The 24,732-nt window shown below is 71.4% G+C and carries 20 protein-coding genes; 9 read left to right on the plus strand and 11 right to left on the minus strand.

Going from position 1 to position 24,732, the window contains the following annotated elements; translation table 11 throughout:
• Positions 1-5: 5 nt before the first annotated feature.
• The 9 genes from NLX86_RS14805 to NLX86_RS14845 all read right to left on the minus strand — a co-directional run bounded on the left by NLX86_RS14805 (position 6) and on the right by NLX86_RS14845 (position 10,850).
• On the minus strand, positions 6-1,061 hold the full coding sequence (locus NLX86_RS14805; RefSeq protein WP_254372265.1) for a TrkA family potassium uptake protein: 1,056 nt from the start codon (positions 1,059-1,061) through the stop codon (positions 6-8).
• Between the two features lie 20 nt (positions 1,062-1,081).
• On the minus strand, positions 1,082-2,416 hold the full coding sequence (locus NLX86_RS14810) for a molybdopterin molybdotransferase MoeA (protein WP_254372148.1): 1,335 nt from the start codon (positions 2,414-2,416) through the stop codon (positions 1,082-1,084).
• On the minus strand, positions 2,413-3,252 hold the full coding sequence (locus tag NLX86_RS14815; protein WP_254372149.1) for an NTP transferase domain-containing protein: 840 nt from the start codon (positions 3,250-3,252) through the stop codon (positions 2,413-2,415). Before NLX86_RS14815 ends, NLX86_RS14810 begins: the two co-directional genes overlap by 4 nt.
• A gap of 217 nt (positions 3,253-3,469) precedes the next feature.
• Positions 3,470-4,012, minus strand: a complete 543-nt coding sequence (locus NLX86_RS14820; RefSeq protein ID WP_302061350.1) for a bacterial proteasome activator family protein — start codon at positions 4,010-4,012, stop codon at positions 3,470-3,472.
• A gap of 112 nt (positions 4,013-4,124) precedes the next feature.
• Complete coding sequence (locus tag NLX86_RS14825) at positions 4,125-6,956, minus strand: ABC transporter permease (protein ID WP_254372150.1); 2,832 nt, start codon at positions 6,954-6,956, stop codon at positions 4,125-4,127.
• Positions 6,957-6,991: 35 nt separating this feature from the next.
• Positions 6,992-7,732: an ABC transporter ATP-binding protein gene (locus tag NLX86_RS14830; RefSeq protein ID WP_254372151.1), complete on the minus strand. Its 741-nt coding sequence runs from the start codon at positions 7,730-7,732 to the stop codon at positions 6,992-6,994.
• Between the two features lie 78 nt (positions 7,733-7,810).
• Complete coding sequence (locus NLX86_RS14835; protein ID WP_254372152.1) at positions 7,811-8,476, minus strand: PadR family transcriptional regulator; 666 nt, start codon at positions 8,474-8,476, stop codon at positions 7,811-7,813.
• A gap of 75 nt (positions 8,477-8,551) precedes the next feature.
• Positions 8,552-8,968, minus strand: a complete 417-nt coding sequence (locus NLX86_RS14840) for a hypothetical protein (protein ID WP_254372153.1) — start codon at positions 8,966-8,968, stop codon at positions 8,552-8,554.
• 196 nt (positions 8,969-9,164) lie between these two features.
• Positions 9,165-10,850, minus strand: a complete 1,686-nt coding sequence (locus NLX86_RS14845) for a protein kinase (RefSeq protein WP_254372154.1) — start codon at positions 10,848-10,850, stop codon at positions 9,165-9,167.
• A 308-nt stretch (positions 10,851-11,158) separates the two neighbouring features.
• Here NLX86_RS14845 and NLX86_RS14850 point away from each other — a divergent pair, with 308 nt between their 5' ends.
• Entirely contained in the window at positions 11,159-12,754 is a 1,596-nt protein-coding gene (locus NLX86_RS14850; RefSeq protein ID WP_254372155.1) for a protein kinase, read from the plus strand.
• A 2-nt stretch (positions 12,755-12,756) separates the two neighbouring features.
• Here the strand turns inward: NLX86_RS14850 and NLX86_RS14855 are convergent, their stop codons facing one another.
• Positions 12,757-13,797, minus strand: a complete 1,041-nt coding sequence (locus NLX86_RS14855; protein WP_254372156.1) for a phosphotransferase — start codon at positions 13,795-13,797, stop codon at positions 12,757-12,759.
• Between the two features lie 413 nt (positions 13,798-14,210).
• Here NLX86_RS14855 and pdhA point away from each other — a divergent pair, with 413 nt between their 5' ends.
• From pdhA to NLX86_RS14885, 6 genes are all read left to right on the plus strand, one after another.
• Positions 14,211-15,380, plus strand: a complete 1,170-nt coding sequence (pdhA, locus tag NLX86_RS14860) for a pyruvate dehydrogenase (acetyl-transferring) E1 component subunit alpha (protein ID WP_254372157.1) — start codon at positions 14,211-14,213, stop codon at positions 15,378-15,380.
• A gap of 3 nt (positions 15,381-15,383) precedes the next feature.
• A complete protein-coding gene (locus tag NLX86_RS14865) occupies positions 15,384-16,364 on the plus strand; it encodes an alpha-ketoacid dehydrogenase subunit beta (protein WP_254372158.1) in 981 nt (326 codons plus the stop codon).
• Between the two features lie 10 nt (positions 16,365-16,374).
• Complete coding sequence (locus tag NLX86_RS14870; RefSeq protein ID WP_254372159.1) at positions 16,375-17,868, plus strand: dihydrolipoamide acetyltransferase family protein; 1,494 nt, start codon at positions 16,375-16,377, stop codon at positions 17,866-17,868.
• A 353-nt stretch (positions 17,869-18,221) separates the two neighbouring features.
• Positions 18,222-19,598 carry a peptidoglycan-binding protein gene (locus NLX86_RS14875; RefSeq protein ID WP_254372160.1) on the plus strand — a complete coding sequence of 459 codons (1,377 nt, stop codon included), beginning with the start codon at positions 18,222-18,224 and terminating at the stop codon, positions 19,596-19,598.
• Positions 19,595-20,287: an ABC transporter ATP-binding protein gene (locus tag NLX86_RS14880; RefSeq protein ID WP_254372161.1), complete on the plus strand. Its 693-nt coding sequence runs from the start codon at positions 19,595-19,597 to the stop codon at positions 20,285-20,287. Before NLX86_RS14875 ends, NLX86_RS14880 begins: the two co-directional genes overlap by 4 nt.
• Entirely contained in the window at positions 20,284-21,549 is a 1,266-nt protein-coding gene (locus tag NLX86_RS14885) for an ABC transporter permease (protein WP_374213885.1), read from the plus strand. The genes NLX86_RS14880 and NLX86_RS14885 overlap by 4 nt, the downstream gene beginning before the upstream one ends.
• 72 nt (positions 21,550-21,621) lie before the next feature.
• Here the strand turns inward: NLX86_RS14885 and NLX86_RS14890 are convergent, their stop codons facing one another.
• Complete coding sequence (locus NLX86_RS14890; RefSeq protein ID WP_374213887.1) at positions 21,622-22,545, minus strand: D-alanyl-D-alanine carboxypeptidase family protein; 924 nt, start codon at positions 22,543-22,545, stop codon at positions 21,622-21,624.
• 234 nt (positions 22,546-22,779) lie between these two features.
• On the opposite strand from NLX86_RS14890, the gene NLX86_RS14895 reads away from it, so the two are divergent.
• Together NLX86_RS14895 and NLX86_RS14900 are read left to right on the plus strand one after the other, a co-directional pair.
• Positions 22,780-23,421, plus strand: a complete 642-nt coding sequence (locus tag NLX86_RS14895) for a GntR family transcriptional regulator (protein ID WP_254372162.1) — start codon at positions 22,780-22,782, stop codon at positions 23,419-23,421.
• Positions 23,418-24,731 (plus strand): nitrate/nitrite transporter, encoded by a 1,314-nt coding sequence (locus NLX86_RS14900; protein ID WP_254372163.1) that lies wholly within the window; start codon positions 23,418-23,420, stop codon positions 24,729-24,731. Before NLX86_RS14895 ends, NLX86_RS14900 begins: the two co-directional genes overlap by 4 nt.
• The last annotated feature ends 1 nt before the right edge of the window (position 24,732 follow it).

Genomic DNA, 24,732 nt, shown 5'->3' on the forward strand with positions numbered 1-24,732 from the left:
CGAGGCTACTCCGGGCTCTGCGCCGGTGTGACCGGTGACGCCCGCACGATGGAGATCACCCGGTCGGTGAGCTGCAGCGGGCTGGCGGTCGGGTCGTCGTACGCCAGCAGCCGGTGGCCGCGCAGCACACTCACCACCAGGTCGCCGGTCTCGCGGACGTTCTTGCCGACTTCTGCCTTTATCACCGGGCGTTCGATGAGGTCGAGGCCGCTGCCCTGCTGGATCAGGTCCTCCATCACGGTGCCCGCGCTGGGGCTGAGCACCGACAGACCGAGCAGCCGGCCGGCCGCGCTGGCGCTGGTGATCACGGCGTCGGCGCCGGACTGGCGCAGCAGCGGCGCGTTCTCCTCCTCCCGCACCGCGGCGACGATCTTCGCGCCGCGGTTGAGCTGGCGGGCGGTGAGCGTGACGAGGACCGCGGTGTCGTCCCGCTGGGTGGCGATGATGATCTGACGGGCCTTCTGCACTTCCCCGCGGAGCAGTACCTCGCTGCGGGTCGCGTCGCCGATCACCCCGACGAACCCCTCGGCGTTGGCCGTGTCGATGACCCTTGCGCTGGGGTCGACGATGACGACCTGTTCCTTCTTCAGCCCGGTGGCGCAGAGCGTCTCGAGCGCGGAGCGCCCCTTCGTGCCGAAGCCGATGACGACGGTGTGATCACGCAACTGGGCCCTCCAGCGGTTCAGCCGCCACTCCTCCCGGGTGCGCTCCGTGAGGACCTCGAGAGTGGTGCCGACCAGGATGATCAGAAAGAGCACGCGCAGGGGTGTCACCAGCAGCACATTGGAGACCCGGGCGCTCGCACTGTAGGGGACGATGTCGCCGTAACCCGTGGTGGAAAGAGTGACGGTCGCGTAGTAGACGGAGTCGAGGAAGTCGACGCTGTTGTCGGAGTTGTCGTTGTAGCCGCCGCGGTCGAGGTAGACGATGAGGACCGTCAGCACGAGCACGCCCAGGGCCATCAGCAGTCGCTTGCCGACCTGGCGCAGCGGTCGCTCGACGATCCGCTTGGGCATCTTCACAGGCCGGGTGACCAGGCGCTCGTCCGCCTGTCGGGCCATCGCGTCGTAGCCGTGAAGTTTCACGTGAAACCTCCCGCGGGCCACGGCAGGCCGAGCCAGGGCAGATCGAGGATGTCCAGTTCCTGCCCGCTCACCGCGCCGCCGGGCGGCACGACGGCCAGCCCGTCCGCGGTCGCGATACCGCGCAGCATGGCGGGCCCGTTGTAGTGCAGCGGCACGGCCGCGTCGGCGCGGTGGGCGACCGGGACCAGCCGGGTGTCGTACGGATGGCCGTGTACGTCGCCGCGTACGGGCGCGGTGTACGGGGGCCGGGGGGCCAGACCCGCCAGCCCCCGCAGCAGCGGCTCGGCCAAGGTCAGCAGCGCGGAAACCGCGGCGAGGGGATTGCCGGGCAGGCCCACCAGGAACCTCTCCTGGGTGAGCCGGGCCAGCAGCATCGGGTGGCCGGGCCGGACGGCGACCCCGTCGATGAGCAGCTCCGCGCCGGCCCGGCGCAGGACCGGATGGACATGGTCGCGGGGACCCGACGCGGTGCCGCCGGTGGTGACGACAAGGTCGGCATCGGAGGTGGTCACCGCCTTGTGCAGCGCCTCGGCGTCGTCGCCGAGGCGGCGGGTGGCGATCACGTCGGCGCCGAGGGCATGCAGCCAGGGCCCGGCCATGGGGCCGAGTGCGTCGCGGATCAGCCCGTCGCGCGGCCGTCCGGCGGTCAGCAACTCGTCGCCCAGCACGAGGATTTCGACCCGTGGGCGGGAGACGGTGAGCAGTTCGTCGTATCCGGCGGCCGCGGCCAGTCCCAGTACGGCGGGTGTCACCAGCGTGCCGGCGGGCAGCAGCCGGTCGCCGCTGTGGCACTCCTGGCCGCGCGGGCGGATGTCCTGTCCCTGGATGACCTCACGGTCCGCGTACAACTGGCCGTTGGTGTCCGCACGGGCGTGTTCGCTGCGGATCACGGCGGTGGCGTCGGCGGGAACGCGGGCGCCCGTGGCGATCCGGACCGCTTCACCGTCCGCGAGGGGCGCGGGCCGGTCACCGCCCGCGAGGATCCCGCCCTCCTGGACGATCCACGGGCCGGGCCCTGCCACCGCCCAGCCGTCCATGGCCGAGGTGTCGAACGACGGCAGGTCGGTGAGGGCTTCCAGCGGGCCGGCGAGCACTTCACCGAGCGCCCCGTCGAGGGGTGCCCGCCGGGTACGGACAGGCAGCGCGCGGGCCGAGCGCGCCGCCAGGGCGCGGGCCTCGGGCCAGCCGGTGGCGCGGTGACGCTGGCCCGGTGCCGAGGCGGCGGCCGGGGTGGGTTCGGGAGTGGAGGCGGCGGCGGGCTCCGGGACCCGACAGACCAGGGCCAGAGCCTCGTCGAGCTCGCGGTCGTGGTCCCCGTTCGCGGTGCTCATCCTTCGTCGGCCCAGCGCGCCGCGAGGGCCGCGGCCTTGCGCGCGGCCTCGGCCACCGCCTCGGGACCGCCTCCGGCCTTCTCCGCCTTCGCCGCCGCGTATCCCACGAGGAACGTGGTCAGCGGTGCGGCGGGCCGGGCGACGCCGTGCGCGGCGTCGCGGGCGAGGTCGAGGAGTACGGCGGTGTCGACGTCGAGCTCGATGCCGAGCTCGTCCTTGACTGCGGTGATCCATTCATCCAGCACGTTCCCATGCTCCCTGATCTGCGCTCGGGCGGCGGCGATGTCGTCCCAGGTGTCGCAGTCGAAGGAGTCCAAAGGACCCGCGGCGACCCGGGTGAGGTCCAGCTCGGCGGTGAGGAGTCTCAGCGGCAGCCCGGTGAGTCCGCCGTGCTCGGTGGCGAGCAGCGCGAGCTCGCGGCGGAGCGGCTCGGCACGGTACGCGGCGACCAGGGGCTGGTCGCGCCCGTCGGGGTCGGCGAGCAGCGCGGCCTCCCGGCCGCTGTGTCCGAGGGCTGCCAGCAGCTGCCGTACGGTCTGCTCCCCCAGGAACGGCAGATCGGCCGAGAGAACGAGCAGGCTCTCGGCCGATGTGCGCCGTACTCCGGCGTCGAGGGCGGTCAGCGGGCCGCCGCCGGCCGGCTCCTCGCGGGTCCAGACGACCGGTCGGGCGGTGGGCCGCCTGCCGCCGACGACGACGGTGACGCCGGCGTCGGGGCAGGCACTCAGCACCCGGTCGAGCAGCGCACGACCGCCGACGCTCAGGCCGGGCTTGTCGGCGCCGCCGAGCCGCTTGGCCGCGCCTCCGGCGAGCACGATCGCGTCATACGCTGTCATGCCCCCGAGTATGGCCCTTGCAGATCTTCGGGGGAACGCGGAGCCACGGAGCGGAACCAGGGGGTGTTTCTCGGATCTCCGTTGGAGGAGGAGCGGGGTCTGGTGCGTGCGATCGCAAGGCGCCGGAGTGTCCTAGTAGCGGAGCCACTCGGGCATTTCGGCAACGCGAGCGGGCGTGCCAGGGCTCGCGACGCCGCGGAGATCCGAGAAGCACCCCCTACAGGTAGGGGCCGGAGCGGATGGCTCCGTGGCCGTGCTCGTCATCGTCGTCGGGGTGCCCGCCCGCGCCCGGCGGCAGTGCGCGGCGCATCTGCTCCAACTGGGCCCGCGCCGCCATCTGCTGGGCGAACAGAGCCGTCTGGATCCCGTGGAAGAGACCTTCGAGCCAGCCGACCAACTGAGCCTGGGCGATACGCAGTTCGGCTTCCGAGGGGATCGCTTCGTCGGTGAAGGGGAGCGACAGCCGCTCCAGCTCCTCGACCAGCTCGGGCGCGAGGCCGTCCTCGAGCTCCTTGACCGAACTCGCGTGGATGTCCTTGAGCCGTACCCGGCTCGCCTCGTCCAGAGGAGCCGCACGGACTTCTTCCAGGAGCTGCTTGATCATGCTGCCGATCCGCATGACCTTTGCGGGCTGTTCGACCATCTCCGTCACCGGGACCTCGCGCGACTCGTCATCGGCGCCGCCGATTGCCATCCCGTCCTGTCCCACCACAAGGACCTGGGGGCTCTCCTGCGACCGTTCACTCCTCGGCATATCCATGCCGCCATTCTCTCGCACAGATGCGTCTCCACTCGGTGTGCCCCCGTACAGAGGTGATCCACCCTGTACGGGGGCACATGGACAGCATCCGGTGCCGTGGATTGCGCCGCTGTCAGCCTGCCGCGCGCCGCGCGACCGCGGTACGGGACCTGGTGACCAGTGCCGCGAGGAGCGCCGCGCCCACCGGTACCGCGATCAGCAGGGCCGCCAGGGTCTCCCAGGGGACGACGATCGGGACGTACGGCTCCGGGCCGACGGACCCCCAGCCGTTGTCCAGGGCTTCCTGGTGCCACTTCAGCTGCTCACGCCGGTCGGTGAGCCGCAGCCCGATCGCGGGCAGCACGCCGGCCGCCGAGCCGAGGACGACCCCCATCGCGGCCACCACCCCGCACTGGAACCCGCTCAGGGTCCTGCGCACCCGCGGGGGCGCGCCAACCGCGGCGAGGGTCTTCAGGTCGGGCTCGGCGTCGGTCTGGGCCAGGCCGGTGGCGATACCGGCGGCGCCGATGGTGACCAGGCCCGCGAACACCGTCAGGGCCAGCAGGACGATGCTGTTGTCGCTGGTGAAGCCCTCTTCGATGTGCAGGCCGGCCTCGGTGCCGATCTGGTCGAGTGCGCCTTCGAGCTTCTGCTTCTGCTCGCTGCTCGGTTGCTGCTCGGTCGAGAAGTACGCGCCCAGCGCGACGGTGGAGAGCCCCGCCGACTTGGCCGCGGCCGGCGGCACGATCAGTTTCACGCCGTACGACAGGACCGTTTCGGGGGCCTGGTGGACGGCGAACGACTTGATCTCGCCCGGCGCGTCCTTGCCCTCCTCGGCGGCGCGGTCGGCCTTCTCCTGGTCGGTGATCAGCCGGATGCCGACCTTGCCCTGCTCGACCGTGCGCCGGTCGAAGGAGACGGCCCGGCCGTCCTTCAGCGCCCGCGCCGACGCGGGGTCGGCGATGGCGAGGGCCTGGAGCAGCTCGGGACCGGCGACGACCACCTCATGCTCGGCGTAGTGGGTGGGCTCCTTGCAGCGCCAGTCCGCGGCCAGCTTGCGGCGCTCGGCCACGCTGAACTGCTGCTCCACGTTCTCGACTCCCCACAGCGGGCACTGCTTTGCCTTGGGGACGACGATCTCGTGGCGGCCGCAGCCCTTCTCGGTGCTGTACGGGGAGCAGGTCGCCTTCCCGACCAGGACCCGGTCCACATCGGCGCGCACATCGACGGAGAGGTTCTTCTGCACCGCGGCCCGGACGGCCTGCACATCACGGCCGCCTGCCTCGCCGACGATCACGGAGACCGCCCCGTGCGGCAGCTGTGCCCGGTACTCGGCCCGCTGCTGGGCGTCCTGGCTGGCGGCGTACGTGGCGACGGCGACCGTACCGGCGACGGCGGCCAGCACGGCGGCCACGGCGGGGGCCGTGCGACCGCGGTTGCGTACCGCGTCGCGCAGGGCCAGCCGCGGGGAGAGCGGCAGCCAGCGGCCGGTGCGGCCGAACAGGCCGACCAGGGCCGGGGTGAGCGCGACCACGCCCAGCTCGGCGAGGGCGCTGCCACCGGCGACGACAAGGACGCTCTCGGTGCCCACGGCGCCGTACAGGGTGATGGCCACACCCAGGCCCGCCGCGATCAGGCCGATGACGGGCAGCACCCGGCTGGAGCGGCGCACGCCGCGGCGGCCGGTGAGCGAGGCCAGGACGGTCTGCCGGGAGGCGGTGATGGCCGGGACGATTGCGGCCAGCACACCGGTGAGCACGGCGAGGAGTGCGATGCCGAGCAGTTCCAGCGGGCGGATGTCGAAGCTGCCGAACCGCTTGCCCATGTAGCCCTCGAGCACCGGTTGCAGCGCGAAGGTGAGCAGCAGGCCGAGCACCGTTCCGACGACCGCGGCGGCGACTCCGATGACCAGGCCGCCGGAGAGGACGATGGCGCGGATGTGGCGGCGGTCGCCGCCGTTGGCGCCGACCAGGCCGAGCTGCCGGCGGGAGCGGCGCGCGCCCACCGCGAAGGCGGGTCCGGCGAGCAGGCAGATCTCCAGCATGGCGAGGCCGACGACGGTGCCGACCGCTGCGAGCGCCGCGGCCTTGGCCGCCGTGCTCTCCTCGAAGTTGCTCCAGCCGTCCTCCTGGTAGAGCGGCACGTCGGAGTCGGCGGGCGGGTCGAGGGAGACGGCCCGGGACACCACCTGGACGCCCTTGGTGTTGGCCTCCTTGACCATGTTCCACGTGAAACCATCGCCGCCGACGCTGACCAGATACGAACTGCTGGACCCGGTGTCGGGCAGGCCGTCGGCCGCCAGGCCCTTGTCGAGCGGCGACAGGAAGGTTCCGGGGGGCGCGTTGATCTCGTCGGTGCCGAGTGCGTCGGGGAGTTCGTACGCACCGACGATCCGGAACTCGGTGTCCAGGCCGCGGGCGGTGACCTTGGAGCCCACATGCAGTCCGCTGGACTCCAGGAAGCGGGTGGTCGCGGCGACCTCGCCGGCCTTCTTGGGGAACCGGCCACGGTCGAGGACCATGATGCCCTTGGCCATCGGGTCGTTGCCGTCCAGCTCACGGATGTCGGTGGTGAGCAGTCCGTGCTTGGTACGGATCTTGCCGGTGCCGTTGGAGTCCCTGAGGGACTTGGCCCCGGGCGGGATCGCCGCCCTGATGTCCGTGGCGCCCTCGGGCCAGGGCTCGTCGTCGAAGTTCCCGACCGGCATGGAGCTGAGGCCCGGCGGGTCCTGATAGATGGGCACACCGCCCATGCCCGTCCCGGACATCCGGGCGTCTGCCGCGCCGAGGGAGCGCTCCAGCTTCTGCTCGGTGGACAGTTCGGCACTGCGCAGCGTCAGATCGGCGGCGCTCACCCCGAGGATCGGCAGGGCGATCATGGCGAGGACGAGCGAGCTGCGTCCCTTGGAGCGCCAGGCGTCGCGGCGGGCGATCCGCACCGCGGCCACCCATGAGTGCAGTGTCATTCTGGGGGACGACCCCCAGGCCCCCGATGTGGATTTCACTGACCGGCCGCCTGCCCCGAGAGCAGCGAGTCGGCCTGGCTGCGCAGTGTCTCGTCGACGACGGCGCCGTCACGAAGGAAGACCACCCGGTCCGCCCAGGCCGCGAAGCGCGGCTCGTGGGTGACGAGGATGCCGGCGGCGCCCGCGTCGCAGCGGGACCGCAGCAGGGCGAGCACGGACTCGCCGGTCTCGGAGTCCAGTGCGCCGGTCGGCTCGTCGGCGAGGACCAGCCGGCGGTCGCCGACCAGGGCGCGGGCGATGGCGACGCGCTGCTGCTGGCCGCCCGACATCTCGTCGGGGAAGCGGTCGGCGAGGTCGCCGAGGCCCATCTCCTCCAGCGCCGCCACGGCGCTGACACGGGCCTTGCGGGCGGAGATCCCGTCGAGTTCGCGCGGCAGGGCGACGTTCTCGGCGGCGGTCAGCGCCGGTATGAGGTTGTAGTCCTGGAAGACGTAGCCGATGCTGCGCCGGCGCAGCGCGGCGAGTTGCTTGCGGCTCGCGGTGGTGATGTCCGTGCCTTCGACCACGACCCGCCCCGAGGTGGGGGTGTCGAGACCGCCCGCGATGGTGAGCAGGGTGGACTTGCCGGAGCCGGACGGGCCCATGACGGCGACGAGTTCACCGGGGAAGACGGAGAGGTCGACGCCGCGCAGGGCGTGCACCTCGGTGGCGCCACTGCCGTGGACCCGGGTCAGCTGCTGGAGTTGCAGCACGGGCTGATGGGACTGGTCGGGCATGGAAGGGTTCCCCCCTGGAGGCGCGCAGGCACATACGCGTGTGCCTGTACGTGGTGGATGGTTCGGCCGCGCCGCGCGTCAGCGCCGTGCGGCCCGGGTCGTGGTCTGGGGTGCGGTGGTCGGAGCGGCAGCCGGAGTGGCCGGACGGCCGGGAGCCGGAGGGGCCACCGCACCGGCCCCTCCGGCTCCCCGCTCGGCCAGGACGGAGAGCCGGACAAGTCGGGACTCGGAGTGATCGAGCCAGCGGGCCTCGGCCTCGGTCTGGAAGATCAGCTGCTCCAGTACGAGCAGCCACGCCACGTCGTCACGCTCCCGCGCCCCGCCGGTCTCGATGGCGGCGAGCGCCTGGGCCTTGAGCCGGGTGTAGTCCTGCATGGCCTTGACCGTCGCGTGGCGCTGGGCCTGGATGACGGCGCGGATGTCGACGCCCGGTGCCCCGACCGCCATCGCGAGCTTGATGGACAGTTCGTCACGGGGCGGGCTCGTGCGGTCGACCGGCCGCTCGTACCAGCTGTGCAGTTCCTCGCGCCCCGCGTCGGTGATCGCGTAGAGCGCGTGCCCCGCGTCGTCCTCGCCGCTGGGGACCACCATGCCGTCGCGTTCGAACCGGCCGAGGGTCGTGTAGACCTGCCCGACGTTCAGCGGCCAGGTCGCACCGGTGCGCGATTCGAACTCGGTGCGGAGCTGTGAGCCGTAGCGGGGGCCGCGCTCGAGGAGGGCGAGTAGCCCGTGGCGAATCGACATACTCAGTATGTGTACCGGGTATGCCGGGGCTGACAACCGTCTTGGGGTGTACATCTCAAGGGGGAGGACGCGCGGTCAGCCGCGGCGCAGCCGCACTCCCAGGAACGCGAGGCCCAGTCCGACCAGCGCAAGCCCGACGCCGAGCGCCATCACATGGATCCCGGTCCCGGGAGGCTCGGTCACCGAGCGCCCCGGACCGATCGCCGACACGCCCGGCGAGCTGCGGGCAGGGGCGGGGGTCGGGGGCAGCGCGGGGGCCGTCGAAGAGGTCGAAGGCGCGGGTGTCGGCGCGGCGGGTGACGGCTGGGAATGCTCAGGTACCGATTCCTCGGCGGGTTCCAGCAGGCTGAGCGGCGGCGGCGGCGCAGGCGCCCGCCCGGGCCGGACCCGCCCTTCCCCCGCCATGCGTCCCGCGAGTTCGCCCGACCAGGTGTCGGCGAGTCGCCCGGTGCCGGGCTCGGGATCGACGGCGTACGTGAGAGGCGTCGGCATGAGCACCCCCACCAACAGCGCTGAGGCCACGCACCGCGAGCGGAACTGTGGAGTCACGGGGTGCCCCCTCCCGTACCGAGCCGCCGAGGTTTCGGACTCAGCGTCACACGGAAGGACAATTCCGGCATCCCGGGCGCGTCGGGCGGCGAAAGGACCAAACGGCGGAAGGGCCAAACGGGGGAAGGCGGAGGAGGGACTACTCCGGGTTGCCCGTGGAGACGTCGAAGGTGAACTCTGCGTCCTTGGGGTCGATGTCGGTGCCCGGTGCGGGGAACTGCTCCATCACCGCGCCCTCACCGTAGACCGCCTCGTCCTTGGGCCTTTCCAGCTCGATCTGCCAGCCCGCGGCCTGGATGCACTCCTTCACCGAGGCGATGTGCTTGAGCCGGAAGTCGGGCGCCCGCACCTTGTCCGGGTCGTCGTACGCCTCCTGGGCGTCGGTGCACTTTTCCTTCTCGATCGTCTTCGTGTGATCCGGACCCTTGTGCCCCGGCTTCTGCGTCTCGGTCTCCGTCGCGCTGGGGCCCGGCCTGCCCGCCTCGTCCGCCGGGTCCTTGTTCAGGGCGATCGCCGTGATCAGGCCGCCGACCGCCAGCAGCGCGACCGCGATCGCGCCCACGATGACCGGCATGTTCCGCTTGCCGCCATTGCCACCGCCGCCACTATTACCGCCCGAACCGCCCTGCACCGCCGGGGAGATCGTGTACGGCGGCGGGGTCGAGGCACCGTGCGGCGCGTACTGCGCCGGCGCCGGCGTCTGATAGCCCTGCTGGGGCTGGTGCTGCTGCGGGTAGCCGTAGCCCGCCGACGGCATCGACGGCATCGACGGAGCCGGCGTGTACGGACCCGGCTGGTACGGGGTCTGGACGCCGCTCGGCGGCGCCTGCGCGCTCGTGTCGACCGGCGGGAAGACCGCCGACCCCACGCCCGCACCGCTCTGGGCCGGACCGCCGGCCACGATCACCGGAGCGCCGGTCCGGCCCGCGCTCGCGATCCGCGCGCACTCGTCCCGCATCGCGGCGGCGGTCGGGAAACGCTCGTTCGGATTCTTCCTGAGCGCCCGCGCGACCAGCGCGTCCATCGCCGGAGTGACCGACCGGTTCACCGTGGAGGGCGCGACCGGCTCCTCCTGCACATGCGCGTACGCGATGGCGAGCGGCGAGTCCGCGTCGAACGGCAGCCGACCGGTGAGCAGCTGGAAGAGCATGATGCCGACCGAGTACAGGTCGGAGCGGGCGTCCACACCGCGCCCCAGCGCCTGTTCGGGGGAGAGGTACTGCGGGGTGCCGACGACCATGCCGGTCTGCGTCATCGAGGTGACACCGGACTGCATGGCGCGCGCGATACCGAAGTCCATGACCTTGACCACACCACGCTTGGTCATCATCACGTTGCCCGGCTTGATGTCCCGGTGGACCAGGCCCATTTCATGACTGGTCTCCAGCGCGGCCAGCACATCGCCCGTCACCTTCAGGGCCTTGTCGGCGGGCATCGCGCCGTACTGCCGGATGTCCGCCTGCAGGACCGAGCCGAGCGGCTGCCCCTCCACGTACTCCATGACGATGTACGGCATCAGCGAGCCGGACCCCGCGGCGGAGCCGCTCTCTGTCAGCGTGTCCTCGCCGGTGTCGAACACCGAGACGATGTTGGTGTGCGAGAGCTTGGCCACCGCCTGCGCCTCACGCCGGAAACGCTCGCGGAACGACTGCTCGCGGCCGAGTTCGGTGTGAAGCGTCTTGATGGCCACCTGGCGGTCGAGCGCCGAGTCGTAGGCGAGGTACACCGAGGCCATGCCGCCCTCGCCGAGCAGGTCGCGGAGCTGGTACCGGCCGCCCGCGACCGAACCGCCCGCGTAGCGGCCCTGTGCGCCGTCCTGGCTCATGACTGTGGTCCCCCTCGGCGCGAGCCCCGTGCACACGAGCGCCCCGCGATGATCCGTATGTACGGGCCAAGTCTGCCCGGTGGCACCGACACGTCAAGCCGGGTGCCCGTTCCGTGACCGTACGCGCATCAAGCGTCTCGGAAGCGTTACAGGGACTGCGCGGGATGTGCGCGGGTACCCGTGAGCGGGTCGGACGGCCCGTCCGTCACGGACCGGGCCGCCGCCCGAAGCCTGTAGCGTGCACTCCTGGAGCACTGTACCGACCACCGCGTACGCGCAGACGCGGACAGAAATGACGGCGAGGACTGATGGCACCCGAACCCGAGGCAAACGGCGCCGGGATGGCTGATGCTCCTGAGCAGTGGGGCGCGGGCGGACTGGTCGGCGACGGCCGTTACCGGCTGACCCACCGGCTCGGCCGCGGCGGTATGGCGGAGGTGTTCGCCGCCGAGGACGTCCGTCTGGGCCGTACCGTGGCCGTGAAGCTGCTGCGCGCCGATCTCGCCGAGGACCCGGTCTCCAAGGCCCGCTTCACGCGTGAGGCGCAGTCGGTCGCCGGCCTCAACCACCATGCGGTGGTGGCTGTGTACGACTCCGGCGAGGACAAGGTCGGTATCAACACCGTTCCTTACATCGTCATGGAACTCGTCGAGGGCCGTACGATCCGGGACCTGCTGATGAGCGCCGAGGCGCCGGGCCCGGAGCAGGCGCTGATCATCGTCTCCGGGGTGCTCGAAGCCCTCGCGTACAGCCATCAGCACGGCATCGTGCACCGCGACATCAAGCCCGCGAACGTCATCATCACGCACGGCGGCGCGGTCAAGGTGATGGACTTCGGCATCGCGCGCGCCCTGCACGGCGCGCAGTCGACGATGACCCAGACCGGCATGGTCATGGGCACCCCGCAGTACCTCTCGCCCGAACAGGCGCTGGGCAAGGCCGTCGACCACCGCAGTGACCTGTACGCGACCGGCTGCCTGCTGTACGAACTCCTCGCCCTGCGGCCCCCGTTCATCGGCGAGACCCCGCTCTCGGTCGTCTACCAGCACGTCCAGGACGCGCCCGTCCCGCCGTCCGAGATGTCCGACGGGGTACCGCCGGAGCTCGACGGGCTTGTGATGCGCGCCCTCGCCAAGGACCCGGACGACCGGTTCCAGAGCGCCGAGGAGATGCGCGGGCTGGTCCAGTACGGCCTGCAGATGCTCCAGGAACAGGGCAGCCACACCGGCACATGGAACACCGGGCCCGTCGAGATGCACGCCGGCGGCGGCACCGCCGCGATGGGCCTGGCCGGCGCCGGCGCCCTTTCGCACCCCGACCAGGGCATGACCTCGCAGTTCGGGCAGCCGATGCTGCGGCCGCCGAACGGCGACGACGGCGGCTTCGACGGCGGATACCGCGACGGCAACGGCCGTGGCGGCCGCTGGAAGATGTGGCTGTTCGCCGCACTCGCGGTGTTCGCGATCGCGGGCGGCATCGTGTACGCGCTGGACCAGGGGAAGCGGGCGGGCGAGGGCAACAAGTCCGAAACGCAGGTCTCCGAGAGCCCGTCCACCCCGGAGAAGAACACCCCGAGCGAGTCGCAGTCCTCGGAAGACGACGAGAAAGAGGAGCCGGACACCTCGACCGGCGGTCACCAGGACTTCACCCCCGACCCGACCCCGACGAAGAGCGAGCCGAGCACGGACCCGACGCCCAGCGAGTCCGACTCGGAGTCGCCCGATCCAGGTACGGACACTGGCGGTTCGACGGACGGTGGTACCGACGGCGGACCTACCACGGACCCCACGGACACGTCGACGACGACGGACGGCGGCAACGACTCGGCCGGCACGAGCGAGGGCACCGTCGAAGGGGTTACCGAGGGCAGCACCACCGGGGGAGGCACCACCCCCGGGGGCTGACCTCACCCCGCGAACGCCTCGCGCACCGCCTCGTACTCTCTCGTCCACCACACCGCCAGGGCCGACGCCGCAGGGAACTGCGGGTCGGCCCTCCGGTCGTGCAGCTGGTAGCGCCAGCGCAGTATCCAGAAGTCGTTGAGCCGTTCCCACCACACCCGGTGCACCGCCGCGGCGAGTTCGGCCGCACAGGCCCCGGCCGCGCGCCGGTAGGCGCGCGCGTACGCCCGTACCTTCGGCAACTCCAGCTCCCCCACCGGCCGTACGAAGAAGATGACCGCGGCCCGGACTGCCTCCTCGGCCCGCGGCTGCACCCCCAGCCGATCCCAGTCGACGATCGCGGCCGGTTCGGCTCCCCGGTACAGCAGGTTCAGCGGATGGAAGTCCCCGTGCACCCATCCGGTAGCGGGCTCGGCGCCGGCCTCGGGCCTTCGGTGGGCGTGGAGTTCGAGGAGCGTACGCCGCTCCCGCAGCCGGTGCTCGGCCAGTTCGTCGAAGGAGTCGCGCGGCCTGCGCCCGCGTGCCCGCACCAGCAGTTCGTCGATGAGCGCGAAGGTCTGCCGGGGGTCGGCGCGGCCCGGATCGCAGCCCGGATCGCCGCCCGGCTGCTGCCGCACCGTGTGTCTGCGGTCCTCCTGCGCGCCCATCACCTGCTCCAGACAGGTGTGTACGACCCCCAGCAGGGCACCGAGCCGGCGCGACTCCACTGCGGTGAGCTGGGCCCCGCCGCGGTGCCGCCCCTCCACCCAGGGGTGCAGGGCGTAGTGGTTCCCGTCGAGGACGGCGACGGTGTCGCCGTCCGCCGCGGGGACGGGCGGGGCGACCGGCAGCCCCAGTGCGCCGAGGCGGGCGGTGGCCCGGTGCTGGCGCCGGATGGCGGTGCGGTCGCCGTCGAGATGGTGCTTGAGGAAGAAGTGGCCCCGGGTGGTGACGAGGCGGAAGCCGCGGTTCAGCAGGCCCTCGGCGACGGGCTCGCAGCGGACGGGCTCGCCCGCGTTCGCATAGCGGCGCAGCAGGCCGCCGACGGGCGGATCAGGGAGGGGCACCCCGCAGATGTTAGGTCACGGCGGTCGCGGTGCGTATCGTAATCGTCGCGCTCGGTGCCTCCGCCACGGATGCGGTCAAACACGTTCACCCCTTCCCAGGCGGAGTCGACCGGGATAACGTGCCGTTGTTCCGGCCGCCTGCAAGGCTGTGACCAGTAGTTGTTCCCGACTTTCTCGATTTACTTGGAAATCCAAGCAAAATCGCAGGTCAAATGGGGTTTCGCAGTTATGCGACGCACTGGGTAACGTGCATTGCGCAGGGCTCGCCGGGGCACCTGTCACGCCTGTTCCCGGCCGAGTCGCACCCACCCCGTGCGCAAAGCGGAAGAGGCGAGCCTCCCCCAGTCTTCGACCGGGGGGACCCCAGGTTTCCCCGGACAGACCCCGGGGGCCGGACCGACGGAGGAGCACACGTGACCGTGGAGAGCACTGCCGCGCGCAAGCCGCGACGCAGCGCCGGCACCAAGCGCGCCGCGAGCGCGAGCGCCAAGAAGGCGCCGCTGCCGCAGAGTGCCGAGCCCCAGCTCGTACAGCTGCTGACGCCCGAGGGCGTCCGGGTCGAGCACCCGGAGTACGACATCGACCTCACCGCAGACGAGCTGCGCGGGCTCTACCGGGACATGGTCCTGACCCGCCGCTTCGACGCCGAGGCCACCGCGCTGCAGCGGCAGGGCGAGCTGGGCCTGTGGGCTTCGCTGCTCGGCCAGGAGGCCGCGCAGATCGGCTCCGGCCGCGCGCTGCGCGACGACGACTACGTCTTCCCGACGTACCGCGAGCACGGCGTCGCCTGGTGCCGGGGGGTCGACCCGACGAACCTGCTGGGCATGTTCCGCGGTGTGAACCACGGCGGCTGGGACCCGACCACCAACAATTTCCACCTCTACACGATCGTGATCGGCTCGCAGACGCTGCACGCGACCGGTTACGCGATGGGTGTCGCGAAGGACGGCGCGGACTCCGCCGTCATCGCGTACTTCGGTGACGGCGCCTCCAGCCAGGGTGACGTCGCCGAATCGTTCACCTTCTCCGCGGTCTACAACGCCCCGGTCGTCTTCTTCTGCCAGAACAACCAGTGGGCGATCTCCGAGCCCACCGAGCGCCAGAGCCGCGTGCCGCTCTACCAGCGCGCGCAGGGCTACGGCTTCCCGGGCGTGCGGGTCGACGGCAACGACGTCCTCGCCTGCCTGGCCGTGACCCGCTCCGCGCTGGAGCGGGCCCGCGCCGGCGAGGGCCCGACCCTGGTCGAGGCCTTCACGTACCGCATGGGCGCGCACACCACCTCCGACGACCCGACGAAGTACCGGGCCGACGAGGAGCGCGAGGCGTGGGAGGCGAAGGACCCGATCCTGCGCATGAAGGCGTACCTGTCCGCCGAGGGGATCGCCGACGAGGCGTACTTCGCGGAGCTGGAGGCCGAGAGCGAGGCACTCGGCAAGCGGGTGCGCGAGGCCGTTCGCGCCATGCCCGACCCGGACATCATGGCGATCTTCGAGAACGTGTACGCGGACGGGCACGCGCTCGTCGATGAGGAGCGCGCGCAGTTCGCCGCCTACCAGGCGTCGTTCGCCGAGGAGGGCAAGTAAGCCATGGCCATCGAAAAGATGTCTCTCGCGAAGGCGCTCAACGAGTCGCTGCGCAAGGCCCTCGAAGACGACCCCAAGGTCCTCATCATGGGAGAGGACGTCGGCAAGCTCGGCGGCGTCTTCCGGATCACCGACGGTCTGCAGAAGGACTTCGGCGAGGAGCGGGTCATCGACACGCCGCTCGCCGAGTCCGGCATCGTCGGTACGGCGATCGGTCTGGCCCTGCGCGGCTACCGGCCCGTCGTCGAGATCCAGTTCGACGGTTTCGTCTTCCCCGCGTACGACCAGATCGTCACGCAGCTCGCGAAGATGCACGCCCGTGCGCTCGGCAAGATCAAGCTGCCGGTCGTCATCCGTATCCCGTACGCGGGCGGCATCGGCGCGGTCGAGCACCATTCTGAGTCGCCCGAGGCGCTGTTCGCGCACGTGGCCGGTCTCAAGGTCGTCTCGCCGTCCAATGCGGCGGACGGCTACTGGATGATGCAGCAGGCCGTCCAGAGTGACGACCCGATCATCTTCTTCGAGCCGAAGCGGCGCTACTGGGACAAGGCCGAGGTGGACGTCGAGGCGATCCCCGGCCCGCTCCACAAGGCCCGTGTCGCGCAGGCCGGCTCCGACCTCACCCTCGCCGCGTACGGCCCGATGGTGAAGGTCTGCCTCGAGGCGGCCGCGGCCGCCGCCGAGGAGGGCAAGTCGATCGAGGTCGTCGACCTCCGCTCGATGTCGCCCGTCGACTTCGACACCCTCCAGTCCTCGGTCGAGAAGACCCGCAGGCTGGTCGTGGTGCACGAGGCTCCGGTATTCCTGGGTGTGGGCGCGGAGATCGCCGCCCGCATCACCGAGCGGTGCTTCTACCACCTCGAGGCCCCGGTGCTCCGGGTCGGCGGCTACCACGCCCCGTACCCGCCGGCCCGCCTGGAGGACGAGTACCTGCCCGGCCTGGACCGGGTGCTCGACGCCGTCGACCGCTCGCTGGCGTACTGAGGAGAGGGTCGTGACGACAATGACTGAGAGCGCTGCCCGCTTCCGCGAGTTCAAGATGCCCGACGTGGGCGAGGGACTCACCGAGGCCGAGATCCTCAAGTGGTACGTCCAGCCGGGCGACACCGTCACCGACGGCCAGGTCGTCTGCGAGGTCGAGACGGCGAAGGCGGCGGTCGAGCTGCCGATTCCGTACGACGGTGTGGTGCACGAGCTGCGCTTCGGCGAGGGCACGACGGTCGACGTCGGCCAGGTGATCATCTCGGTGGACACCGACCCCTCGGCCGGGGAGGCGGGGCCGGAGCAGGCAGCCGCTGCTGCCGCCCCGGCCGCGGAGCCTGCGGCCGCGCCCGCCGCTGCCGCGCCGGCGCCCGCCGCTGCCGAGCCGGAGGGCCGTCAGCCGGTGCTCGTCGGCTACGGAGTCTCCACCGCGTCGACGAAGCGCCGCCCGCGCAAGCCGACCGCCCCGGCCGACCAGGCCGTCCCCGGCACCGGTGAGGCCGGCGGTACGTACTACCCGCAGGCCGCAGCCGCTGCCGCGCTGCAGACCGAGCTGAACGGCCACGGCGGCAGGCCGGCGCCGGCCGGCACCGCTCCCGCGGGGGCGCGCCCGCTGGCGAAGCCGCCGGTGCGCAAGCTCGCGAAGGACCTGGGCATCGACCTGGCGGCCGTCGTGCCGACCGGGGCCGACGGGGTCGTGACCCGCGAGGACGTGCACGCCGCGGCGGCGGCCGCGACGCAGCAGGCCGCCCCGGTGGCGGAGCCGGTCGCCCAGGCGCCGGTGGCGGTGCCGGTGGCCGTGGACGGGCGGGAGACCCGTATCCCGGTCAAGGGCGTACGGAAGGCCACCGCGCAGGCGATGGTCACCAGCGCGTTCACCGCGCCGCACGTGACCGAGTTCATCACCGTCGACGTGACGCGGACGATGAAGCTGGTCCAGGAACTCAAGCAGGATCCGGACATGGCGGGGCTGCGGGTCAATCCGCTGCTGCTGGTCGCCAAGGCACTGCTGGTCGCGATCAAGCGGAACCCGGACGTCAACGCGGCCTGGGACGAGGCGGCCCAGGAGATCGTGGTCAAGCACTACGTGAACCTCGGGATCGCGGCCGCCACGCCGCGCGGTCTGCTCGTACCGAACATCAAGGACGCGCAGGCCAAGACGCTGCCGCAGCTGGCCGAGTCCCTCGGCGGGCTGGTGTCCACGGCGCGGGACGGCAAGACGTCCCCGGCGGCGATGCAGGGCGGCACGGTGACCATCACCAACGTCGGCGTCTTCGGCGTCGACACCGGCACGCCGATCCTCAACCCGGGCGAGTCCGCGATCCTCGCGGTCGGTGCGATCAAGCTCCAGCCGTGGGTGCACAAGGGCAAGGTCAAGCCGCGTCAGGTGACCACCCTCGCGCTGTCCTTCGACCACCGCCTGGTCGACGGCGAACTCGGCTCCAAGGTCCTCGCGGATATCGCGGCGGTCCTGGAGAACCCCAAGCGCCTCATCACCTGGGCCTGACGGGCCTGACGGTCTGACCACACACGGAGGGGGCCGGCGGCAAGCGCCGCCGGGCCCCCTCCGTACGTATTCGGCCAATGTCGGTCCGTGCGCTTCCTGGCGGGAATCGGATGGTCCACTTCCAGGTACGTGCACCTGTCATCGAACGGGCAGGCGACGCTTCTGCCGATGTGCAAGTGGAACAGCGGCGGATTCGACTGTTGCGCATTGGATGATCAAAGCCGGTGGTATTCGGCCGGAGGTCCTTTGACGCCCGGTCAACTCGACCCGCAGCATTGCGAATCGCGTCTTCCTGACGGACGTACGGAAGACGACCGGCGCCGTGATGCGCAACTCCACCCGATTGGTGGCCCGTGGACAGTGAGGAAGGCCCGCCGGAGTCGGCCGAGGAGCTCCAGGAGAGCCGCGGCCACGGCCTGTCCTCCCGTCGGCGGGTGCTGCTGGCGGTTGTGGCCGGTGCGATTCTGCTGTCCGCGGGCGGCATCGGCGCGACCGCGTTCATCAAGTCTCCGGCGGACCAGGCCTCGTCGGTCGGCCCGCCGCCCGCGGATGTCCTGACGGCGCCGGTCGAGTACCGGGTGCTCAATGACTCCGTGGTGATCCGGGGCCAGGTGACGGCGGCACAGACCGTGGACGTCTCACCGGGCTCGGGGGCCGGCCAGGAAGCCGCCAGGGCTGTGGTGACGAAGACGCCGTTCCGGGCGGGCGACACCTTCGGAGCGGGGAAGGTGCTCGTCGAGATATCCGGGCGTCCGGTTTTCGCGCTCGCCGGCAGGCTGCCCGTGTACCGGGACCTCAAGCCGGGGACCGAGGGCAAGGACGTGACCCAGCTGCAGCGCGCGCTGGAGGCGCTCGGAAACCGGGTGGCCGGGGACCGGGACGGCTTCTTCGGACCCGGTACCAAGCGGGCCCTCTCCCGCCATTACGCGTCCATCGGCTACGACCCGCTCGCCGCGGACCCCGAGGGCGACGCCCAGGTGTCCTCGGCGGAGGATGCGGTGACGGACGCCCGCCGGGCGTGGGAGGACGCGGCGGAAGGCAAGGAGAAGAAGCGTGCCGCCGAGGATCTGGACCGGGCGCGTTCCGCGCTGTCAGCGGTCGAGGCGGCGAACGGTCCGATGCTTCCCGCCTCGGAGGTTGTCTATCTGCTGGGCTTTCCGGCCCGGGTCGAGACGCTGAAGGCATCCGTCGGGTCCGAGGCCAAGGAGAAGCTCCTCACCGTCTCCGCCGGTGAACTCGTCGTCAACGGACGCCTGGACGCCTCCAGGAAGGACCTCGTCCGGCCGGGACAGAAGGTGCAGATCCTCTCGGAGACGACCGGAGCCGAGCAGCAGGGCACCATCGCAGGCGTGACGGACGCACCCGTACAGGAAGGCGACGGCGACGCCGACGGTGGCGGTGGCGGCCCGGAGCCCGGGGGCTACCTGGCCCGGGTCAGACCGGACAAGGCCCTGCCGGCCGCACTGGCCGGCCACGACGTACGGCTGACCGTCGAGGCAGCCTCTTCCAAGGGAAGGGTCCTGGTGGTCCCGGCCTCTGCCGTGTCCGCGGGCGCCGACGGGAAGACCGTGGTGTACGTGTACCGGCCGGACAACAAGGACCGGCGCCGTGTCGAGGTCGCGACGGGCACCACGGGCAACGGTTTCGTCGCCGTCCGCCCGCTGAGCGGTGGCCCGTTGCGTACCGGAGACCAGGTCATCGTCGGGATCCGGGAAGGCGGCGGGGCGTGAGCACGCCGGTCATCGAGTTCCGCGGGGTGGCGCTCACCTATCCGGGTCCGCCGCCCGTCTCCGCGCTCAAGCCGTCGGATCTGCGCATCGAGCCGGGTGAGTACATCACCGTGGTCGGCCCTTCAGGTTCGGGCAAGTCGACGTTTCTCAACGTCGTCGGGCTGCTGGACGCGCCGACGGCGGGTACGTACCTGCTGGACGGGATCGACACGGGTGAGCTGCCCGACGCCGACCGTACCGCCCTGCGCGGCCGGCGGATCGGCTTCGTCTTCCAGAGTTTCCATCTGCTGCCGCACCGCAGCGCCATGGAGAACGTGCGACTGGCGATGCTCTACAGCCATGCGGTGCCGCGCGCCGACCGGCCCTCCCGCGCTCGCGCCGCGCTCCGGCGCGTCGGCCTGGGGCACCGCGTCGACGCACAGCCCACGCGGCTGTCCGGCGGTGAGCGCCAACGCGTCGCCATTGCCCGCGCCTTGGTGGCCCGCCCCTCCCTGCTCCTGTGTGACGAGCCGACCGGCAACCTCGACTCCGGGACCGCGGAGTCGATCCTGGCACTCCTCGACGAACTGCACGGTGACGGCATGACCGTGGTCGTGATCACACATGACCCCGGTGTGGCCGCCCGTGCCCGGCGCACCCTGACCATCCGCGACGGCGAACTCAGCGAGACCCGGCGGGTGGACGCGTGAGGCGCCCGCGCTTCCCGCGACGGGACTCACGCCCCCGGCAGCCGGTGGAGCCGTCCCGCCTGGCCTGGCGGGACCTGCTCTCCGAGGCGCTCGCCGGGGTGCTGCAGCGGCCGGCGCGTTCGGCGCTGACCGCTCTTGGCACGGTGCTCGGTGTCGGGACCTTCGTGGCGATCCTCGGGCTGACCGCCACCACGTCCGCACAGATCGATTCGCGCTTCAACGTGCTCACCGCCACCGAGGTGACGGTCGAGGACACCGGCGGGGACGGGCCCGAGGACGCCAAGGATACGCTGTCGTTCCCCGAGGACGCGGATGCCAGGATCGAGCGGCTGAACGGTGTCGAAGCCGCCGGGGTCTACTGGGGCGTCGATGCCAAGCGCGCCGGCTCGGTCCGGGCCGCGCCCATCGGGGAGCCGGCGCGGGGAGACGAGACGCCGGTGGTGGCGACGTCGTCGGGAGTGCTGCGGGCCGCCCGGCCGGATCTGGTCCAGGGGCGCATCTACGACCCCTGGCACGACCGGAACCGCCAGCACGTGGCGGTACTCGGTTCGGGCGTCGCCGCCCGGCTGGGCATCACCACGCTGGAGACGGCACCGGCCGTCTTCGTCGGTGATGTGCCCTTCGCCGTGATCGGGATCCTCCGCGACGTCGATCGCAAGCCCGACCTGCTGACGGCCGTCATGGTGCCGCGCTCGGCCGCCGAGCACCTGTGGGGGAAACCGGAAGGCGAACGGGCCCGCATGCTGGTGTCGACGCGCGTCGGTGCGGCGGTCCAGATCGCGCGCGAGGCTCCCATGGCGCTGCGCGCGGACCACCCGGACTTCTTCAGATCGGTCGCGCCCCCCGATCCCAGGACGCTGCGCTCGAACGTCACCTCCGACCTGAACCAGCTCTTCCTGATCCTCGCGGCGATCTGCCTGGTCATCGGCGCGGTCGGCATCGCCAATACGACCCTGGTCGCCGTGCTGGAGAGAACGGGGGAGATCGGCCTGCGCCGCTCGCTCGGGGCGCGGGGCCGCCACATCACCGGGCAGTTCCTGGCCGAGTCGGGCGCCCTGGGGACCGTAGGAGGCCTGGTGGGTACCTCGCTCGGCACGCTGACCGTGCTCGCCGTGGCGATCGTCCGGGACTGGACTCCGGTGGTGCATCCGGCGACCGTTGCCGTGGCTCCGGTCGTCGGTCTGCTCACGGGTGTACTGGCAGGGCTGTATCCGGCGTGGCGGGCAGCCCGCATCCAGCCGGCGGAGGCGCTGCGCCGCTGATCCGGACGAGCCGGAGGAGTACGAAGAGCCCGCAGGCCCGGACGCACCCGAGGGGCGTCCGGGCCGGGGAACTCAGTCGCGCTGCGCGCCCTCGGGCAGCTGACGCAGCTTCATGGTCGTCGCGGTGCTGGAGCCGAAGCCGAAGTCCAGCAGCTTGCCCGCGTCCTTGTAACGCTCGGTGACGTTGGTGCTGGCCAGGACGACCCCGACGTACGTCTTGTCGCCGCGGGTGGCGGAGAAGATCAGGCAGGGACCGGCCGTGCTGCCGGTGCCGGTCTTGATGCCGTTGGCGCCGCTGTAGGAGCCGAGCAGCTTGTTCGTGTTGTACCAGGTGTACGTGCGCGTGCCGCCGGTGCTGGTCGTCGCGGGAGCGACGTACTTGGTGGCGGCCACCACGCTGCGCAGCGTCGAGCCCCGCAGCGCGTAGCTGCCGAGGGTCGCCAGGTCGCGCGGGGTGGAGTAGTTGTTGCCGGTCGACGAAATGCCGTCGAACGAGTCGAACTTGGTGTTGGTCATCCCGAGCGCGGCGGCCTTGGCGTTCATCTGGCCGATGAACTGCTTGGTCCGCGCGGCCTGGGTGGAGCCCACACCGAAGGTGTCGGCGAGCGCGTACGCCGCGTCACAGCCGGACGGGAGCATCAGCCCGTGCAGCAGCTGCCTGACGGTGACCTTGTCGCCGGTCTTCAGGTCCGCGGTGCTGGCGCCCGTCCTGGTGACGTAGTCGCGGTAGGTCTGCGAGATCGTCACCTTGCGGTTGAGGTCGACGCCGGGGGTGTTGACGACCACCGCAGCCGTCATGACCTTGGTGGTGCTGGCCATCTCCCGCTTGATGTCGGCGGCCTTGCCGTACTTCTTGGCTCCGGTGGTCCGTTCCAGCAGGTACGCGCCCTTGGCGCTGATCGTCGGCAGGGGCACAGCTGCCTGGGCGGACGAGAACAGCGGCGAGACCGCCAGCGCCACGCCGCCGGCGACGACTGCCGTGGCGGCTCTGCGCAGGCCCTTGCGGGCTTTGTGGCTGGGCTTGCGGCCGGCCTTGAGGCTGGGGGATATCAATGAACGCTCCGAGTTCGCGAATGCGTCGAAAGGGGACCGGGGGTGTAGGGGTCCCGATAGGAGACTCATGAGCGGCTCGAAGGGATGTACGTGTAGCGGGCAGAAGTTCCAGTCGATCGCGTCCTGCATGCTGGACGCGGCTTTCTGATGCACCCCTGTTGTATCTAAGCTGTGCGCATGCCAGCCGCCGCTCCCGCCGCCGACCGCGTCTACACGCACATCAAGCAGGCCGTCCTGGACCGCCGTTACGGGGGCGGCACCCTCCTCACCGAGGGCGAACTCGCCGAAGCGGTCGGGGTGTCCCGCACGCCCGTGCGCGAGGCGCTGCTCAAGCTCGAGGTCGAGGGGCTGATCAAGCTCTATCCGAAGAAGGGCGCGCTCGTCCTGCCCGTCTCCGCGCAGGAGATCGCCGATGTCGTAGAGACCCGGCTGCTGGTCGAGGAGCACGCCGCGCGCAAGGCCGTACCCGCACCGCCGCACCTGCTCGCACGGCTCGAAGAGCTGCTGGAGCAGCAGAAGCGGCAGGCGGACGCCGGCGACCTGGCCGCGGTCGCGGTCACCGACCGCTGCTTCCACGCGGAGATCGTCCGCAGCGGCGGGAACGAGATCCTCTCCCGCCTCTACGACCAGTTGCGCGACCGGCAGTTGAGGATGGGCGTCGCCGTGATGCACTCCCACCCCGACCGGATCGCCAAGAACATCGTCGAGCACGGCGAGATCCTCGAAGCGCTGCGCGCGGGCGATCCCGACGCCGCGGCCGCCCTGGTGCACCGCCACGTCGGCTGGTTCAGCAACCTGGCCCGGGGCGAGGTCCGATGAGCGCCGCCGCGGTCGCACTGCCCGGAGACCCACCCGGCGGCCGGCGCGCTGCTGCGGTCTGGGGCATCGGCGTCGCCGTCTACTTCGTCGCCGTCACCTTCCGTACCAGCCTGGGCGTCGCGGGCCTCGACGCGGCCGACCGCTTCGACGTGGGCGCCTCCGCGCTGTCCACGTTCTCGATCCTGCAGCTCCTCGTCTACGCGGGCATGCAGATACCCGTCGGCCTCATGGTCGACCGGCTCGGCGCCAAGAAGGTCCTCACCCTCGGAGTCGTCCTTTTCACCGTCGGCCAGCTCGGCTTCGCGCTCTCCCCCTCGTACGGCACGGCGCTCGCCTCGCGGGCCCTGCTGGGCTGCGGCGACGCGATGACGTTCATCAGCGTGCTGCGGCTCGGCTCCCGCTGGTTCCCCGCCCGGCGCGGACCACTCATCGGGCAGGTCGCCGCGTTCTTCGGGATGGCGGGCAACCTCGTCTCCACGATCTTCATCTCCCGTACGCTGCACGACCTCGGCTGGACCACGACCTTCGCCGGCAGCGCGGTGGCGGGTCTCGTCGTCCTCGTCCCGCTGGTGCTCTTCCTCAAGGACCACCCGGAAGGGCATGAACCGGCGCCCGTGCAGCGCGCCGGCCGGAGCTTCGTCCGCCGGCAGATCGCCGAGTCCTGGCGCGAGCCCGGCACCCGGCTGGGCCTGTGGGTGCACTTCACGACCCAGTTCCCGGCGATGGTCTTCCTGCTGCTGTGGGGCATGCCGTTCCTGGTCGAGGCACAGGGCCTGTCCCGGACGACCGCGGGCGAACTGCTCACCCTGGTCGTGCTCTCCAACATGGCGCTGGGCCTGGTGTACGGGCAGATCATCGCCCGCCACCACGCCGCCCGCACCCCGCTCGCCCTCGGTACGGTCGCGGCGACCGCGCTGCTGTGGGTGGCCACTCTCGCGTACCCGCTCGCGAACCGCGGCCACGCTGCGCCGATGTGGCTGCTGATCACCCTGTGCACGGTGCTCGGCGCGTGCGGCCCCGCCTCGATGATCGGCTTCGACTTCGCCCGCCCCGCGAATCCGCCGGAGCGTCAGGGCACGGCCTCCGGAATCGTCAACATGGGTGGTTTCATCGCCTCGATGACGACGCTGTTCGCGGTGGGCGTCCTGCTGGACGCCACCGGCGACGACTACCGCATCGCTTTCGCCTCGGTGTTCGTCCTTCAGGCGCTGGGCGTCGCCCAGATCCTGCGGCTGCGCAACCGCACTGCCCGCCGCGAACGCGACCACCTGGTCGCCAGCCGCGTCGAGACGGTGCACGTCCCGGCCTGAA

Origin of the sequence: Streptomyces sp. A3M-1-3, from assembly GCF_024213665.1 — a bacterium.
Taxonomy (GTDB): Bacteria; Actinomycetota; Actinomycetes; order Streptomycetales; family Streptomycetaceae; genus Streptomyces.

Bases quoted from the DNA above. Each gene is read 5' to 3' on its own strand.
- NLX86_RS14805 (WP_254372265.1), bottom strand. From the start codon at position 1,061: ATGGCCCGACAGGCGGACGAGCGCCTGGTCACCCGGCCTGTGAAGATG.
- NLX86_RS14810 (WP_254372148.1), bottom strand. From the start codon at position 2,416: ATGAGCACCGCGAACGGGGACCACGACCGCGAGCTCGACGAGGCTCTG.
- NLX86_RS14815 (WP_254372149.1), bottom strand. From the start codon at position 3,252: ATGACAGCGTATGACGCGATCGTGCTCGCCGGAGGCGCGGCCAAGCGG.
- NLX86_RS14820 (WP_302061350.1), bottom strand. From the start codon at position 4,012: ATGGATATGCCGAGGAGTGAACGGTCGCAGGAGAGCCCCCAGGTCCTT.
- NLX86_RS14825 (WP_254372150.1), bottom strand. From the start codon at position 6,956: ATGACACTGCACTCATGGGTGGCCGCGGTGCGGATCGCCCGCCGCGAC.
- NLX86_RS14830 (WP_254372151.1), bottom strand. From the start codon at position 7,732: ATGCCCGACCAGTCCCATCAGCCCGTGCTGCAACTCCAGCAGCTGACC.
- NLX86_RS14835 (WP_254372152.1), bottom strand. From the start codon at position 8,476: ATGTCGATTCGCCACGGGCTACTCGCCCTCCTCGAGCGCGGCCCCCGC.
- NLX86_RS14840 (WP_254372153.1), bottom strand. From the start codon at position 8,968: ATGCCGACGCCTCTCACGTACGCCGTCGATCCCGAGCCCGGCACCGGG.
- NLX86_RS14845 (WP_254372154.1), bottom strand. From the start codon at position 10,850: ATGAGCCAGGACGGCGCACAGGGCCGCTACGCGGGCGGTTCGGTCGCG.
- NLX86_RS14850 (WP_254372155.1), top strand. From the start codon at position 11,159: ATGGCACCCGAACCCGAGGCAAACGGCGCCGGGATGGCTGATGCTCCT.
- NLX86_RS14865 (WP_254372158.1), top strand. From the start codon at position 15,384: ATGGCCATCGAAAAGATGTCTCTCGCGAAGGCGCTCAACGAGTCGCTG.
- NLX86_RS14895 (WP_254372162.1), top strand. From the start codon at position 22,780: ATGCCAGCCGCCGCTCCCGCCGCCGACCGCGTCTACACGCACATCAAG.
- NLX86_RS14900 (WP_254372163.1), top strand. From the start codon at position 23,418: ATGAGCGCCGCCGCGGTCGCACTGCCCGGAGACCCACCCGGCGGCCGG.